Below are 15,725 nucleotides of genomic sequence, written 5' to 3'. Positions count from 1 at the left end.
TCGAGCGGCCGACCGTCCCGGCCCGACGCGCAGGAGTTCGCGGTCCATGTTCCCTTTCCGATGCCTTCGATGCGTCGTCCCGCTCGCCGTGTCGGTCGTGTTGCTCGCAGCCTGCGGCGGCCAGCCCGGCACGGACGGCGCTTCGGCGCCCCCCAGCGTCACCGTCGAGACTCTGGTCCCGGCCCCGGTGGTGGTCAGCGCCGATTTTCCCGGCCGGGTCGCCGCGCTGCGAACCGCCGAGATCCGACCGCAGGTCGGTGGCATCGTGCAGCGCCGCCTGTTCGAGCAGGGCGCGGAAGTCGAAGCCGGCACGCCCCTGTTCCAGATCGCGCCCGCATCGCTGCAAGCGGACGTCGAGACCGCGCGCGCCGCCCTGCGCCGCGCGCAGGCGGAAGCCCGTCGCACCCGGATCCACAGCGAACGCCTGGCGGTCCTGGCGCGCGACCAGGTGGTCAGCCGGCAGATGTACGACGATGTCGTCGCGCAGCGCGACCAGGCCCAGGCCGACGTCGCGCAGGCGCAAGCGAGTCTGGCACGCCGGCTCGTGGACCTCGGCTTTTCCCGGGTCAGCGCCCCTATTCCGGGCCGTGTCGACCAGGCCCTGGTCTCCGAAGGCGCCTTGGTGACCGCAGGCGACAGTACGCCGATGGCCACGATCCAGCAGATCGACCGGGTCTACGTGGATGTCCGCCAGCCTGCAGGACGCGGCGCAGCGATTCGCCAGCGCATGGATGCACGCGACGCCGCCGACGTCGAGGTACTGCTGGATGGACAGCCGACCGGCCTGCGCGGCCGGATGCTGTTCTCGGGCACCCGCGTGGACGCCGGCACGGGCGATGTCCTGTTGCGCATCGAGGTCGAGAACCCCGCGCGCACGCTGCTGCCCGGCATGTATGTGCAGGCTCGGGTGATCGAGGCACGGTATCCCACCGCACTTAGCGTGCCCGAGGAGGCGGTCGTACGCGCCGGCGAAGAACCGCGGGTGTGGATTCTCGATGCCTCCGACCGCGCCCACCTTCAGCCCGTGACGCTCGGTGAACGCATCGAGGGCCGTTACCGGATCGTCACCGGGCTGAAGGCGGGACAGCGGCTCGTCGTCAAAGGCATGGAGCGCCTGCAAGAGGGGGCCGCCGCCCAGGCCCGGATCGGCTCGAATGCAGCCGGCAACGCGGCCGGCCCTGCCGCCGGCCACGACTGAGGACGCCACATGTCCCAATTCTTCATCCACCGCCCGGTCTTCGCCTGGGTCATTGCCCTGTTCATCGTGCTGGGGGGCCTGCTGGCGATTCCGAAGCTGCCGATCGCCCGCTACCCGTCCGTCGCCCCACCGTCCGTCAGCATCTACGCAAGCTACCCGGGCGCGACCCCGCAGACGCTGGACGACTCGGTCGTCGGCCCGATCGAGCGCGAACTGTCGGGCGTCAAGCATCTGCTCTACTTCGAATCGTCGGTGGACACCAGCGGTACCGCACAGATCACCGCGACCTTCAAGCCGGGGACCGACGCGGAGATGGCGCAGGTCGATGTGCAGAACAGGCTCAAGTCCGTGGAGCCCAGGCTGCCGCAGGCCGTGCGCCAGTCAGGCGTACAGGTCGAATCGGCGGCCTCGGGTTTCCTGATGATGGTCGGCCTGACCTCGCCCGATGGCCGCTTCGACGAGATCGCCCTGAACGACTATCTGGCACGCAACATCGTGCAGGAGTTGCGCCGGATCGACGGCGTGGGCCGCGTCCAGTTGTTCGGTGCCGAGCAGGCCATGCGCGTCTGGGTGGACCCGGCAAAGCTCACCGCATTCGGCCTGACCATGGCCGACCTGGCACGCGCGATCGAACAGCAGAACGCGCAGATCGCGCCGGGCCGGATCGGCGACGAGCCCGCACCCGCGAGTCAGCGGCTCACGGTGCCGCTGACCGTGCAGGGCCAGCTGACCAGCGCCGATGCGTTCTCGGCCATCGTGCTGCGCGCCAGTGCCGACGGTGCCAAGGTCGTCCTGGGCGACGTCGCCCGCGTCGAACTGGGCGCGCAGTCCTACGCGTTCGCCAACCGCGAGAACGGCCTGACGGCCACCAGTGCGGCCGTCCAGCTTGCGCCGGGCGCGAATGCGGTCCGCACTGCTGCGGCCATCCACGCGCGCATGGCCGAACTCGCACCCGGCATGCCGGCCGGGATGGCGTACTCCATTCCATTCGACACAGCGCCCTTCGTCAGGATCTCCATCGAGAAGGTCATGTACACGTTGCTCGAGGCGATGGGGCTGGTGTTCGTGGTGATGTATCTGTTCCTGCAGAACGTCCGCTACACGCTGATCCCGGCGATCGTGGCCCCGATCGCGCTGCTGGGAACGTTCACCGTGATGCTGCTGGCGGGCTTTTCGATCAACACGCTCACCATGTTCGGCATGGTGCTGGCGATCGGCATCATCGTCGACGATGCCATCGTCGTGGTCGAGAACGTCGAGCGGCTGATGGCGAGCGAAGGCCTGTCACCGCGGGAAGCGACCTCGAAGGCCATGAAGGAGATCACCGGTGCCGTGGTGGGCATCACCCTGGTGCTGATCGCCGTCTTCATCCCGATGGCGTTCGGCGCCGGGTCGGTGGGCGTGATCTACCAGCAGTTCACGCTCTCGATGGCGGTCTCGATCGCATTCTCGGCGTTCCTGGCACTGACATTGACGCCGGCGCTGTGCGCAACGCTGCTGCGTCCGCTCCCGGCAGGCCACCATGCCCGTGGCGGCGTCTTCGGGGCCTTCAATCGCGGCTTCGAGCGCATGTCGGCCGGCTATGCCGGCAAGGTCGCCGGGCTGGTGAAGCGCAGCGGCCGCGTCATGCTCGTGTTCGCGGCCATCTGCGTCGTCCTGGTGCTGGGCTTGCGTCACGTGCCGTCCTCCTTCCTGCCCGAGGAGGACCAGGGCTACTTCATGACCTCGATCCAGTTACCCACCGGTGCGACGATGGCGCGGACGCTGGAGGTCGTAAAGGCCTTCGAAGCGCATGTCGCCACCCGCCCCGCGATCAAGAGCAATCTCGTCGTTCAGGGGTTCAGCTTCGCAGGCTCGGGACCCAATGCCGCCATGGCGTTCACCATGCTCAAGGACTGGTCCTCCCGCGGCAATGCGACCGCAGCCGACGAAGCAGCCAGGGCGCAGGAGGCCATGGCCGCGACCAGCGAGGGCACGGTCATGAGCCTGATGCCGCCGTCGATCGAGGAACTCGGCACCTCGTCAGGCTTCACGATGCTGCTGCAGGACCGCGGCGGGCGCGGCCAGGCCGCCCTGCTCGACGCGCAGGCCCAATTGCTCAAGCTCGCTGCCGACAGCCGCGTGGTCGCCGATGTCTACGCCGACGGCCTTCCGCCCGGCGACAGCATCGCGTTGACCATCGACCGGACGAAGGCCGAAGCGCTGGGCCTGTCGTTCGACAGTGTCAGCAACACCCTGTCTGCCGCCATGGGCTCGCTGTACGTCAACGACTTTCCCAATCGCGGCAGGATGCAGCAGGTGATCCTGCAGGCGGACGCCGCAGCGCGCCTGCACCTGGAAGACGTGCTGGGCCTGCGCGTGCGCAACGCCTCGGGCGGCATGGTGCCGCTACGCGAAGTGGTCGCGGCGCAATGGACGACCGCACCGCAGCAGATGATGCGGTTCCAGGGCTTCCCGGCCGTCCGCATCGCCGGCCGGCCTGCGACTGGCGCATCGAGCGGCACAGCCATGGCGGAAATGGAGCGCCTCGTCGGCCAACTGCCGCAGGGCTACGCCGCGGCCTGGAGCGGGCAATCGCTGCAGGAGCGTCAGGCCGCGGCGCAGGCACCGTTGCTGATGCTGCTGTCCGCGCTGGTGGTGTTCCTGGTGCTGGCCGCACTCTATGAAAGCTGGACGATTCCGCTCTCGGTGATGCTGGTCGTGCCGCTGGGATTGCTGGGTGCGGTCGCGGCGGTGATGCTGCGCGGGATGCCCAACGACGTGTTCTTCAAGGTCGGGATGATCACGATCATCGGACTGTCTGCCAAGAATGCGATCCTGATCGTCGAGTTCGCCCGCCAGTTGCATGCCCAAGGCCGGTCCCTCGTGGACGCGGCGGTCACGGCAGCGCGCCTGCGTTTCCGCCCCATCCTGATGACCTCGCTCGCGTTCGCACTCGGCGTCGTGCCGCTGATGCTGGCCTCCGGTGCCAGCGCCGAGACCCAGCGCGCCATCGGCACCGGTGTGTTCGGCGGCATGGTCAGCGGCACGGTCCTGGCGGTGTTCTTCGTGCCGGTCTTCTTCGTTGCCGTGCTCGGCGTGCGCGACCGGATCGCGGCCTGGCGTGCGCGCCGGGCCGCGTCTGCGGCGCCGCGGACCTAGCGATTGTCGAGGCGACTTCGCGCCCAGGCGCACCCGCCGGACGAGACGACACCCCACCTCCCCCAATGTCGACACCGCCCTCTCCAGCCCGATGGTGGATCCTCGCAGCGGTGATGCTGGCCTTCCTGCCGGTCGTCATCGACATGACGATCCTGCACATCGCGGTGCCATCGCTGACCCTGGCCCTGCAGGCGTCCGGCAACCAGGTGCTGTGGATCATCGACATCTACCCACTGGTCATGGCGGGTCTCCTGGTGCCCATGGGCACGCTCGCCGACCGCGTCGGTGACCGTCGCCTGCTCCTCGCCGGCCTGACCGTGTTCGGGTTCGCATCGCTGGCTGCGGCCTGCTCGACCCGTGCGTCGATGCTGATCGCTGCGCGCGTACTGCTCGCGATCGGCGGCGCGATGATCCTGCCCTGCGTCCTGGGCGTGATCCGGCGCACGTTCGAGGACGCGCGCGAACGTGCGATGGCCCTGGGCGCATGGGGCACGGCGGGCGCTGCCGGCGCCGCCCTCGGCCCGCTCGTCGGCGGTGCCCTACTGGAGCACTTCTGGTGGGGCTCGGTGTTCCTGATCAACGTGCCGGTGATGCTCGTCGTGGTGCCTGTGGTCTGGCGGCTACTGCCACCGGCGCGACCCACGCGGGGCGCAGCGCCCTGGCCGATCGGACAGGCTCTCGTCCTGGTCGCGGGCGTGATCGCCGTCGTCTACGGCCTCAAGACCGGTGCGGCAGGCGGCCAGTCCTGGTGGATCGCCGCGGCGGCGATCGGCCTGGGCTGCGCGCTGCTGTGGCTGTTTGCACGCATCCAGATGCGGGCGTCCTCGCCCATGCTCGATCTGGCCCTGTTCGCCCATCCGACGATCCTCGCGGGCATTCTCATGGCCATGGTCGCGAGCGGCGCACTGGCCGGCGTGGAGCTCACGATCGCGCAGGAACTCCAATACGTCCTCGCGAAGCGTCCGCTGCAGGCGGGTCTGTTCATGGTTCCGATCATGGCCGCCGCTGCCGTCGGCGGGCCGGTCGCCGGCTGGCTGTCCAATGCACTCGGCCTGCGCCGCGTCGCCGCCTGTGCACTGGCCGTCTCCGCCCTCGCCCTGCTGGGCATTGCGAACGTCGACCTCGACCGCGCAGGTCTCCTGGTGCCGATGCTGCTGGCCGCGCTCGGCCTGTCGCTGAGCATCGGCCTGACCGCGTCTTCGATCGCGATCATGAACGCGGTGGAGGCGGAGCAAGGCGGGGCCGCGGGCGCGCTCGAAGCGACCGCGTACGAACTGGGCACGGGTCTGGGCATCACCGCATGCGGACTGCTCCTGTCTCACGTATTCGTCCGCCACTTCGAACTGCCCGTTGCACTCGCCGAGACCGCGGACCAGCACGCGGTGGGCTCGATCGGCGACGCTTTCGTACTCGCGCACTCGCTGGCGGCGTCCGCGGATGCCGTCGCCGTCGAGACTGCGGCCCGGAGCGCCTTCACCATCGCCCACGCCGCGCTCCTGACCACCGCCAGTGCCGTGATCGCGGCGCTGGCAGTGGCGGTCTACCTGCTGCTGGGGCGCAGGCGCGACGGGTGACGCCGGGAGCAGAGCCCTGCCGGCGCCGGCTCAGGCCTGGCCGCCGAGGATGTTCACCGTGACCGCGATCACGAACATGTTGAAGAAGAACGCGATCACGCTGTGCAGCAACGCGATGCGGCGCAGGTAGCGACTGGTGATCTGCACGTCGGAAACCTGGAAGGTCATGCCGAGCACCAGCGCGAAGTAGGCGAAGTCCCAGTAATCGGGCGCGGCCTTGCCGGGGAAATCGAGGCCCATGTGCTCCTCGCCGTAGTCGCCATAGAAGCCGTGCGCGTAATGCAGCGCAAACATGACATTCATGAACAGCCACGACAGCACGATGCTGCTGCCAGCGATGCCGATCGCGGCAAGGCCGCCGGAGCGACCGGCGGCGAGTTCGGTGCCCAGCGCCACCATCAGGATCGCGACCAACCCGATCGCGCTCCACAGGATGCCCCAGCGGCCCGCGTCCTGGCGCATGGCGACCTCGCGCATCCGGTCGGGCCCGGCGGTGTCGAACAGTCGCCACGCGGCGCCCAGGAACACCAGTGCGCCGACGTCGAAGCCGAGCAGCAACGCGACCGGCCACCGAGCGCCCGCCACCAGGCAGCCGGCGCACCCCGCCACGAACACGGCCGTCGCCAGGCTCAGCCTCGGCCGCGCGCTGAAGGTCCGGAACGGACGCCAGCCCTTGCGGGGATCGTGGCGCGGCGGCGGACGCGATTGTTTGCTCATGCCTGGCCTCTTGCCGATGGGTCGCGTGGTCGCCCGCACCGCCTCCCGCCCAACGAAGGCATGCGATCGATCACCACAGCGAGCATGCGCGCTCTCGACGAGAAGCGCACGGCCTCGCAGGGACACGCGTCGGCCGGGCAAACCCGGGGGCCACGCGCAACATGGCGGCGATCGCACTGGCAGGCAGAGCCGGCCCCCCCCGGCTGAGGCCAAGGCGTTCCACGCTCCGGTCGCCACCTGGCATCATCGGACCGAAGGCGCCCACTCGGACCGCGCCTTCCTTCGCGAGGTGTCGATGGAAACGATGGAACTCCACCGCGGCCGATTGATCGATCATCTGCAACTGGTGGTGCGCGATCTGGCCGCCAGCCGCCGCTTTTACCAAGCGGTGTTCGACAGCATCGGCATTCCGATCGCCGGCGAAGGCCCCGACTACTTCTGGGCCGACGAACTGTTCGTGTCCACCGCAGACAGCGCGGCGGCCGCCGGACAACTGACCGGTCGCCACCATCTGGCGTTCCAGGCGCGCGATGCCGCGACCGTCGATGCCTTCCACGCCGCCGCCCTCGCGGCCGGCGGCAGCGACAACGGCCCGCCCGGCGAACGCCCCTACCACCCGGGCTATTACGGCGCTTTCGTGCTCGACCCCGATGGCAACAACATCGAAGTGGTCTATCACGGCCCGGCCACCTACAGCGCGGACTCGGTCAAGGTCACGTTCTGAGCCAAACTGCCGCTGGACTGTCGTTTCCTGCATCCACGAACGAACAGCCCGGCCGCCCTGCTACAACGTTCCGAAACCGGCCGGCGCCCGGAAGCCCCCGATCTCTCGTGCGATCAGCCGGGCGACTTCGATCGTGGTTCGATCGCCGTACTCAGGGCCGATGATCTGCAGACCGATCGGCAGCCCATCACTCGACAAGCCGCTCGGAAACGCAGTGCTCGGCAGGTAGGCGGCGGTCGCGAGGCCGACCCAGAAAAAATGCGCGTAGTGCGATGTCGTCACACCATCAACGTCCAAGGTCCGCTCGAGCTTGGGCCGGTGGTCGTGCGCGAAGGCCGTCGTTGCGGAGATCGGGCAGATCACCACATCCCAGTCGTCAAAGAAAGCACGCCACCGTAGGCGGTCTCGGTTCCGCGCTTCATCGTGATCGGACCAAGTGCGGTGATCCAGAGCGCGCGCGCGCGTCAGGACCGCCAGCGCCGAGTCGTCGCTCGCGTCGAGCGCCGCCGCCGCCCGCTGGGTCGCGACATAATGAGCATCGGGCAGATTGACGAGCCCCGTCGACCCCAACAGGCTGAGGTAAGTGTTGTACGCGTCCCTGGGCGAGATTGCGGGACGCGCCCGATCTGAGACCACCGCGCCCGCGCGGGCAAGCGCGGCGCCGACCTCCAGCACGCGATCGGAAATTTCGGAGGACGTGGGAACGGCATCTTCGTTCGCCCAGATCGCGACGCGTAAGCCGCGCAGGGTGCGCGTCTTCGGCGGCGGAAGGGCCAACCGCCAGCCCGGCGACCTGAGTCGATCGGGACCTGCCGCGACATCCAAGGCGAGAGCCAGGTCGTCCGCGCTCCGCGCCATGGGTCCGACGACGTTCAGATCCGGTGCGGAGATCACCCCGGAATGACTGTGACCCTGCATCGGCACGATGCCATAGGTCGGCTTGTGCCCATACACACCGCAGAAGTGAGACGGACTCCGGATTGACCCGCCGATATCCGAGGCGAACTCCAGGCAAGTCAGGCCGGCCGCGAGCGCGGCGGCCGCGCCGCCAGAAGAGCCGCCCGGCGACCGCGCCGCATCCCAAGGATTGCAGGTCGTGCCGTAGATGTCGTTGTAGCTCTGCCAATCCCCAAGCCGCAGCGGGACGTTCGTCTTTCCCATGACATGAGCACCGGCTGCCCTCAGGCGCTCGACGACCATTGCGTCGCTCTGTGCGAGGTGGTCCCGTTGCTCCGGCACACCCCACGTCGTCGGCAACCCAGACACGTCGAAGGTTTCCTTGACCGTCATCGGAAGGCCGTGCAGCGGTCCCAGCCGGTGTCCGCGTGCGAGCGATGCATCGGCCAGCTTCGCTGCCTCCAGCGCGCGCTCGAAGTCCCGCACCACGACAGCATTCAAAGTGCTGTCGAATCGTTCGATGCGCTCGATGTAATGCGCAGTGAGCTCGAGCGAGCTGATTCGCTTTTGTCCAATCAGCTGCGCCAGCGCAGTCGCGGACAGAAATGCCAACGCATCAGATGAGGCGTTCGATGATGGACTCACGTCCGGGCCTGAGTTGCGCTGACTGACTGCATGTCTCGCCTTTCGCCGATCTGCCGCGGAAGTCTGGACGTTTCCGGCAGGAAACGCCACTTCGAGCCAGCGGATGGCCGCGCATTTTTCATTCGCATCATCCGCGCAAGACGACTAGGCTGCGATTGCCGTCTCGACTGCAATCGATCTGCGCATCGCGCCTGTGCACCGGAGGCGATGAGGGAATGTAGTGTCTGGCCACCCTGTCTTGCCGGTCGTTAGTGCCGGACGGATCAGCGCACGTCGCCACACCATCTGGTCTGTGGTCGTTCAGAACTCCCCTGCCGGCTTGAGCCGAATCCACACGTCCATCTGCTGGGCGTCACCTACGCGTTCGACCTGCCGCACCCAGCCAAACCGGCCGGCCTTGGCAGATCTCACCCGCTCCCGTTCGCCGACGCGCGGGTCGTCAGCGAGGTACACGATCGGGGCCCACTGGCGGCCAGCATCGGGAGATTCGAGCGTGAAGTGGATGTGAGCACCGTCTCGCCCCATGGCGTCGGCGGCAGGACGGATGGTATCGAAGCGGAAACGGCCTTCGTGATCGGTCAACGCCCAGCCCTGCAGCCGCCAAGTCGATAGGCTGTGGTCGCCGGGACCGAAATCGAGGCCGTCGCGATCTCGATGGTAGGCGTGGACGACGACGCCGGGCGCTGGCGTTTCGCCGTCGGGAGCGACGACCCGGCCATGCACGGTCAGCGGTGTTCCAGGCTCATCAGCAGGCGCAATCCGGGCCTGGGAACCCATCCGTTGCGGCCGGTGTCGCACGGCCTCGTGCCAGCTTTTCAACCAGAACGGATCGACCTGGCCGATCGATTGGCCGGGGCAGGCGATGGTGGCCGCGAGAACCAGGGAAATCGTGATCTTCCGAAGTGTCATTCGGAATGTCCTTGAAGGTTGTCCGGAATCGTGCGGGACCGGCGTATGCGTGCTTTCCACGTCACCACATTTGCCGTATCAGACCGTCGCGGCGAACCAGGCCATGCCAAAGCACTGCTGCGACATGGAGGACGATCAGGGCGGCGAGCGACCAGGCGCAAAAGACGTGCAGGTACCAGGCAATGGCCCGTCCACGTTCGTCGTCGGCAGGCGGCCGGAACATACGGGGTACCTCGATGGTGCCCAGCACATCCATCGGTGCGCCCATCCACACCCAGACGATGTATCCGCTGGCGGGCAGTAGGCACAGCAACAAGTAGAAACCGACATGCGTGGCCTGCGCGATACGCCGCTGCCATCGTGGCTGGCCGGGCTGGGCCTTGGGTACGCCACGAGCAAGGCGCGTCGCCAAGCGCAGCAGCATCGCCAGCAGTAGAAGCATGCCGAGCTGATAGTGCCAGCGAAGCATGCGCATGCCGCCATCGGCTGCGGGGCTGTGCTCAGCGATCCATCCGAGTCCTAGCTGGATGGGGACGAGCAGCGCCACGACCCAATGCAGCGCGCGCGCCAGCGGCGAGTAACGGGCAGCGGGAGCACGCGCCGCTGGGGACCCATCGCGCGCGGTCATGGCAATGCAACATGATGCCGTGCGGACATGCTCGTCCCAGAACCGCCGTTGCGGCCCCTCTGCGTCACTGTGTGCATGTGCATTCCGATGGTGGCGATACGACAAAGGACGCGGCAGGCATGGGCGACGTTAACCACCGGCAGGCCGATCGCCGGCGACCGGCGACATCGACACAACGTCGCCTGCAGGCAGCATGTCGGGCCAGTGCAACCACCAGCGCTTGACGCGTGGATAAGGCAAGGCTTGCCACCACGGTTCCAAGGCATGCACGGGATCGGCGGCGATGGCGTCGCGGCGGACTGCCGGGGCTTGCGGTAGCGCTTGGCGCAGGTGGTCGTAAAGCGGCCCCTCGGCCAAGGTAGGTCGCCGCGCGAGCAAGCTCAGCAGGCTGATCGCATCCTCGCGGCGCGCGGCGGCGAGCAATCGCGCGATCTGAGCGCCGTCGGCGGCGATCGTGAGGTCGGTTGCATCGATGGCCCGCAGCGCAGCGACAAACGCCGCACTCGCCCCTTCGTCGTACGGTGTACCGGGCATGCCGCCAGCCGCCAGATCGACGCGGGCGCCTTGCGGTACCAGCACCTCAGCGCCCGCGGCATCGACCAGCACCCAGCCGTTGCGCACGCGCAAGTGGCCGTTGCCGTGGACATCGCTTTCGATGACGAACTCGCATCCCAGGTCGAGTACCTCGAAGCCGGCTGCCTGTACGCCGAACTGCTGCGGCGGCGCCCAGACGCGCGCCCATAGCCGTCCCTGCACGAGTTGCAGCCGATGCGTCCCGGTCCGGGTCTGCACCAGCCGCAGCTGCGAGGCCGCGCCGAGTCGGGCCTCGCCGATACGCGCGACCTTCAGATGCACGCCACCATCCCGCCCGGTCCGCAGTTCGCCGCCGACGGCAAGCCGCTCGGCGTGCGCCAGGGAACGGCCATCCAGTTGCACGTCGCCAGACACCGCCTGCAACTGCCAGCCCGCATCCGTCGGCCATGCCAAGCGCCACTGCAAACCGCACCAGAGCAGCATCGTCATCAGCACCGAGGCGGCGACTGCAAATGCGACCGCGTGGCGAGCGCGAGCGACGGCCCGCCATGCCGGTCGCGACGACTGCCTCCATGGCATCGCCTCAGACGACTGCGCCTGGGCAAAGGGTGCCAGCAAGCGTTCGAGACGTTCGATCTCGGCATCCCCACCGCGCTTGCTCCACAGGTATTCGTCGTCGGCACCGTGGTTCATAAGGCCTCCCGATAGTCCGCTAGCGCCGCGCGTAGGAGCGTCATGCCGCGATGCAGATTCACGCGCACACTGCCTGGGCTCAGACCGGTCAGTTCGGCGATCTCCTGCCCGCTCATGCCCTGAACCAGGCGCAGCATCAGCGACTCCCGGTAGGCGGGCGGCAGGCTGCGAATCGCCGCCAGCGCCTTCTGCGCTTCCAGCCCATGGGCTGGGTCGGCCAAGCCCGGAATGTCGTCCCAGTGCATGCCGGTCAGCGGGGCGGAACGTCGCTGCGCGGACAGGGCCGTGCGCCGGGCGATGGCGACGATCCAGCCGGGGAACGCCGCGGCGTCGCGCAAGTCGCCCAGCCGCGCGAGAACCGTCTCGAACACGTCCTGGGTCAGATCGTCGGCATCCGCCTTCTGTACGTAGCCGAGCAAGATGCCGTGAATGACCGGCGCGAAACGGCGGCACAGCCGGTCCAGCGCGGCGCGGTCGCCACGACGCGCGGCGGCCACCAGCGATGGCACCGGCTCCGACGCCGAGGCGGTTCCTTCTCGCATGGTCGATCCGCACTCCTGTCTAGCGCGCCCACGGGCTGGACGCGGGCAGCACACCTTGAGGATGCGCTGAAGGCCAGGATTGTTAACACGATGCGGACTGCTTTCGGCGGCCGTCATGATGCCGTGGCCTTCGAGTGAGCACGTGCGCCATGACCGTCCCCCGGCCTCTCCCCCCGACGGCAATGGCTCCAGAGGCCGCCGTTCGAAGTGCCGAGCGACCGCACGACACCGACCTGCAAGCGCTCAATGCGACGACCGGGGCGAGCAACGCGAGTGGGCCGCCCAACTGCGGGGCGATCGGTCTTTCGACCTATCGGTAGTGTGGCGATTTGCAGCATCTCGCAAATCCGCCAGCACCATCATCGTGTCAGCGCGATCTCCACGCCAACGGCGTCCGCTTGTGGCCCACGGGCCAGCACCGCATAGGCCTGGAAGAGGGCCGCCACGACACGCGGGTCCACCGCCACATCTGCGAACACCTCGCGCAACGCGAGGAAACGCGCGACGTCTCCAACCTGCCCGGTCGCCGCGCACCCGATCTGTGCCAGGGTGTCGGCCATCGGGTCGATCAGCGCGACGCCGGCTCGGGCCTGCCGGCACACGAAGTGCATCCAGGCGGCGATCGGCAGACACAGGCGATCGATGGGTCGGCCGGCGGCCAGCGCATCGCGGATCGTGCCGAGCAGGCGCACGGGCAGTTTCTGGCTGCCGTCCCAGGCGATCTGCGCCAGACGATGGGCGATGGCCGGATTGCCGAAGCGCTCGAGTATGGCGTCGATGTAGGCGTCCAGATCCATTGCGGCCGGGACGGTCAGCGTGGGCGCGATGTCCTCGCGCATCAGTCTTGCGACGAAAGCGGCCAAGCCCGGATGGCGCATCGCGTCGGCGACGGTCTCGACGTCCAGCAGCAGGCCGAGGTAGGCGAGCGCGCTGTGCGGGCCGTTGAGCAAGCGCAGCTTGGCGCGGTCGAAGCCGGCGATGTCGTCGCTGAGGGTCACGCCGACGCGCTCCAGCGGTGGGCGGCCGTTGCAGAAGCGATCCTCCACGACCCATTGCGCGTACGGCTCGCGCTGCACGGGCCAGGCATCGTCCAGGCCCAAGGTGTCGGCGACGCGGACGCGCAGCGTGTCATCGGTGGCGGGGGTGATGCTGTCGACCATCGAGCGCGGGAACGCGGCCTCGGCGTCGATCCATCTTGCGAGCGCCGGGTCGATGCGTTCGGCGAACGCGAGCACAGCGCGGCGCAGGCGCACGCCGTTGTCGGCAAGGTTGTCGCAACTGAGCACGGTGTAGGGCGCCAGGCCGGCGGCACGACGACGCGCCAGGCCGGCGACGAGATAGCCAATCGCACTGACCGGCGCATCAGGCGCGGCAAGATCGTGGACGATATCGGGATGGGCGATGTCGAGGCCGTCGCCGGCCAGGCAGTAGCCCTTCTCGGTAACGGTCAGCGTGACCAGGCGGACGGCCGGATCGGCGAGCCGGGCGAGTACGGCCGCGGCTTCGTCGCGGGCGCACAGCACTTCGCGCAGTGCGCCGATGACGCGCAGCCGTGGCGTCTGTCCCAGAATCGCGAGCGTGTACAGGCCGTCCTGCGGGCGCAGCGCGTCGCGCACGTCCGGATTGCGCAATGACACCGCGCACACCGCCCAGTCGGGATCGAGCGCCAGCGCATCGTCGAAGTACACCGCTTGGTGCGCACGATGGAAGGCGCCTGCACCCAGATGCACGACGCCGATCCGGGTCGTGGCGCGATCGAAGGCCGGACGCGCGACCGCGGGCGGCAGCGTTGCGAGCAGGGTCTCGGACAGACGAAGGGCGTGCGTCATCGTTCGTCGCGCGCGTACGGGCCCAGGGTGACGCCGACGAAACCGCCGGCATGGTCGGTGCTCAGCAAGGTGGCGTCCGCATCGCGCAGCAGCCATTGCCAGTCGCCGTCGTCGGCGGCCCACGCGAACCCGATGCGTCCCGCGTCGCCGGCCACCTTCAGCCGCAGATCCGCGGCCCGCGCGATGGTGTGCTGCGCGATGATCTGCCCCGGCTGATCGACACCGGTCGCCCGTTCGACGAACACCACGGCGCCATCGTCGGCATCGCGTCGCACACCGAGCAGGTACCAGTGATTGCCGCTCTGGAATGCGGCAAGCCCGCCCACGACGCCCGCGGCCGGCATCGCCAGTGCGGTGCTGGCCTCGAAGCCGAGATGCTGCTGGCGGCGTGCGAGGAACGAAGGATTGTGCAACGTGTCCAGGCCCTCGCGTCCGGGGTGGATCGCAAGCTTCCCGGGGCGGGAGGCGAGGTCGGCCCAGTCGCGCTTGGGCACGCGTACGAACATCCATGCCGGGTCGAGCGCGGGCCCGTCGAATTCGTCGCGCCAGGTGAAGTTGCCGCTCATCGGCGCCTGATCGGCCTGGCGTGACATCCACAATGGCGCGGGCAGTCCATAGGGAATCGGCGAATCCGGCGGCAGGATCGTCGGCCAGCCGTCGGTCCAGGTCACCGGCAGCAGGAACGTCTCACGCCCCGTGTTGTAGTGGCGCACGTCGTAGTTGCGACTGGCCAGGAACACCGCCCACCAACTGCCGTCCGGTCCCTGGACCAGATCGGCGTGGCCGGCGTTGGTCACCGGCAACGCTCGCTCAGGCGGCAGGTCGCGCTGGGTCAGGATCGGGTTGTCTTCGTACGGCGTGTAGGGTCCCCAGACGTCGCGGCTGCGCAGGATCACCTGCGAATGTTGCGGGCCGGTGCCGCCTTCGGCGTTGTTGAGGTAGTACCAGCCATCGACCTTGTACAGGTGCGGGCCTTCGATCCAGATCGGGTTGTCTTCGGGTCTCACACCACCGTCGATCAGCACCTTGCGCGGGCCGAACGGCGTCAGCGTCGCGATGTCGATCGCCTGCAGCCAGATCGCGCGGTGGCCGTCGTAGCGCACCGGCCCGTCCGGCGCGTCGTTGTTGAGGAGGTAGGCGCGGCCGTCGTCGTCGAAGAACAACGACGGATCGATGCCGCCGATGCCGGGCAGCCAGACCGGGTCCGACCAGGGCCCGGCCGGATCGGTGGCGGTGACGATGAAGTTGCCGCCGGCATCGACCGCGGTATTGACCACATAGAACGTGCCGTCGTGATACTCGATCGTCGGCGCGAACACGCCGCGCGACAGGCCCAGGCCGTCGAAGTCGAGCTGGTCGGGGCGATGGATCGCATTGCCGATCTGGGTCCAGTGCACCAGGTCCTCGCTCTCGAAGATCGGGATGCCCGGGAAGTAGGTGAAGGTCGACGCGACCAGGTAGAACTTCCCGTTGGCCGCGACGATGCTCGGGTCGGAATGGAAGCCGGCGAGGATCGGGTTGCGGAAATGACCCGCCGGCAGCGGCGCGTCGAACGCACGGTCGCTTCCGCTGTACTCGAACCAGTCGAACAGCACGGGCTCGGGATCGGGCCGGTTCGCGGCGACAACCGGCGCTGCAACGATCGCGACCAGCAGGCCGGCCGCAAGTGCGCGCAGCCAGCTGTGCGGGGAGAC

12 protein-coding genes are annotated in these 15,725 nt (G+C 68.4%); 4 read left to right on the top strand and 8 right to left on the bottom strand.

The annotated features are described in order from the left end of the window. The first annotated feature begins 46 nt into the window (after window positions 1-46). The 3 genes from ABE487_RS00735 to ABE487_RS00725 all read left to right on the top strand — a co-directional run bounded on the left by ABE487_RS00735 (window position 47) and on the right by ABE487_RS00725 (window position 5,913). Window positions 47-1,198 carry an efflux RND transporter periplasmic adaptor subunit gene (locus tag ABE487_RS00735; protein ID WP_346450908.1) on the top strand — a complete coding sequence of 384 codons (1,152 nt, stop codon included), beginning with the start codon at window positions 47-49 and terminating at the stop codon, window positions 1,196-1,198. 9 nt (window positions 1,199-1,207) lie between these two features. Beyond that, entirely contained in the window at window positions 1,208-4,339 is a 3,132-nt protein-coding gene (locus tag ABE487_RS00730; RefSeq protein ID WP_346450906.1) for a multidrug efflux RND transporter permease subunit, read from the top strand. A 65-nt stretch (window positions 4,340-4,404) separates the two neighbouring features. Then, on the top strand, window positions 4,405-5,913 hold the full coding sequence (locus ABE487_RS00725) for an MFS transporter (RefSeq protein WP_346450904.1): 1,509 nt from the start codon (window positions 4,405-4,407) through the stop codon (window positions 5,911-5,913). A gap of 30 nt (window positions 5,914-5,943) precedes the next feature. Here the strand turns inward: ABE487_RS00725 and ABE487_RS00720 are convergent, their stop codons facing one another. After that, a complete protein-coding gene (locus ABE487_RS00720; RefSeq protein WP_346443795.1) occupies window positions 5,944-6,630 on the bottom strand; it encodes a DUF1345 domain-containing protein in 687 nt (228 codons plus the stop codon). A 295-nt stretch (window positions 6,631-6,925) separates the two neighbouring features. Between ABE487_RS00720 and ABE487_RS00715 the strand changes: the two genes are divergently transcribed. Then, window positions 6,926-7,354, top strand: a complete 429-nt coding sequence (locus tag ABE487_RS00715; RefSeq protein WP_346443833.1) for a VOC family protein — start codon at window positions 6,926-6,928, stop codon at window positions 7,352-7,354. 60 nt (window positions 7,355-7,414) lie between these two features. Here the strand turns inward: ABE487_RS00715 and ABE487_RS00710 are convergent, their stop codons facing one another. The 7 genes from ABE487_RS00710 to ABE487_RS00680 form a co-directional block, all read right to left on the bottom strand. Beyond that, window positions 7,415-8,896: an amidase gene (locus tag ABE487_RS00710; protein WP_346450902.1), complete on the bottom strand. Its 1,482-nt coding sequence runs from the start codon at window positions 8,894-8,896 to the stop codon at window positions 7,415-7,417. A gap of 300 nt (window positions 8,897-9,196) precedes the next feature. Then, complete coding sequence (locus ABE487_RS00705) at window positions 9,197-9,805, bottom strand: hypothetical protein (protein WP_346450900.1); 609 nt, start codon at window positions 9,803-9,805, stop codon at window positions 9,197-9,199. A gap of 61 nt (window positions 9,806-9,866) precedes the next feature. Further along, on the bottom strand, window positions 9,867-10,433 hold the full coding sequence (locus ABE487_RS00700) for a cytochrome b/b6 domain-containing protein (protein ID WP_346450899.1): 567 nt from the start codon (window positions 10,431-10,433) through the stop codon (window positions 9,867-9,869). Window positions 10,434-10,562: 129 nt separating this feature from the next. Next, window positions 10,563-11,660 carry a hypothetical protein gene (locus tag ABE487_RS00695; protein WP_346450897.1) on the bottom strand — a complete coding sequence of 366 codons (1,098 nt, stop codon included), beginning with the start codon at window positions 11,658-11,660 and terminating at the stop codon, window positions 10,563-10,565. Continuing rightward, window positions 11,657-12,202, bottom strand: a complete 546-nt coding sequence (locus ABE487_RS00690; RefSeq protein WP_346450895.1) for a sigma-70 family RNA polymerase sigma factor — start codon at window positions 12,200-12,202, stop codon at window positions 11,657-11,659. The genes ABE487_RS00695 and ABE487_RS00690 overlap by 4 nt, the downstream gene beginning before the upstream one ends. 359 nt (window positions 12,203-12,561) lie before the next feature. Further along, on the bottom strand, window positions 12,562-14,031 hold the full coding sequence (locus ABE487_RS00685; protein ID WP_346450893.1) for a mannitol dehydrogenase family protein: 1,470 nt from the start codon (window positions 14,029-14,031) through the stop codon (window positions 12,562-12,564). Beyond that, the gene (locus ABE487_RS00680) at window positions 14,028-15,707 is read right to left on the bottom strand and encodes a glycoside hydrolase family 43 protein (protein WP_346451002.1); all 1,680 of its coding nucleotides are present in this window, start codon (window positions 15,705-15,707) and stop codon (window positions 14,028-14,030) included. The genes ABE487_RS00685 and ABE487_RS00680 overlap by 4 nt, the downstream gene beginning before the upstream one ends. Window positions 15,708-15,725 lie beyond the last annotated feature (18 nt).

The sequence above is a fragment of the Luteimonas sp. TWI596 genome (assembly GCF_039674105.1).
In the GTDB taxonomy this organism is placed as follows: Bacteria; Pseudomonadota; Gammaproteobacteria; order Xanthomonadales; family Xanthomonadaceae; genus Luteimonas.
Note: the sequence above shows the minus strand (reverse complement) of the source record. Positions and strands in the feature narration are given on the sequence as shown.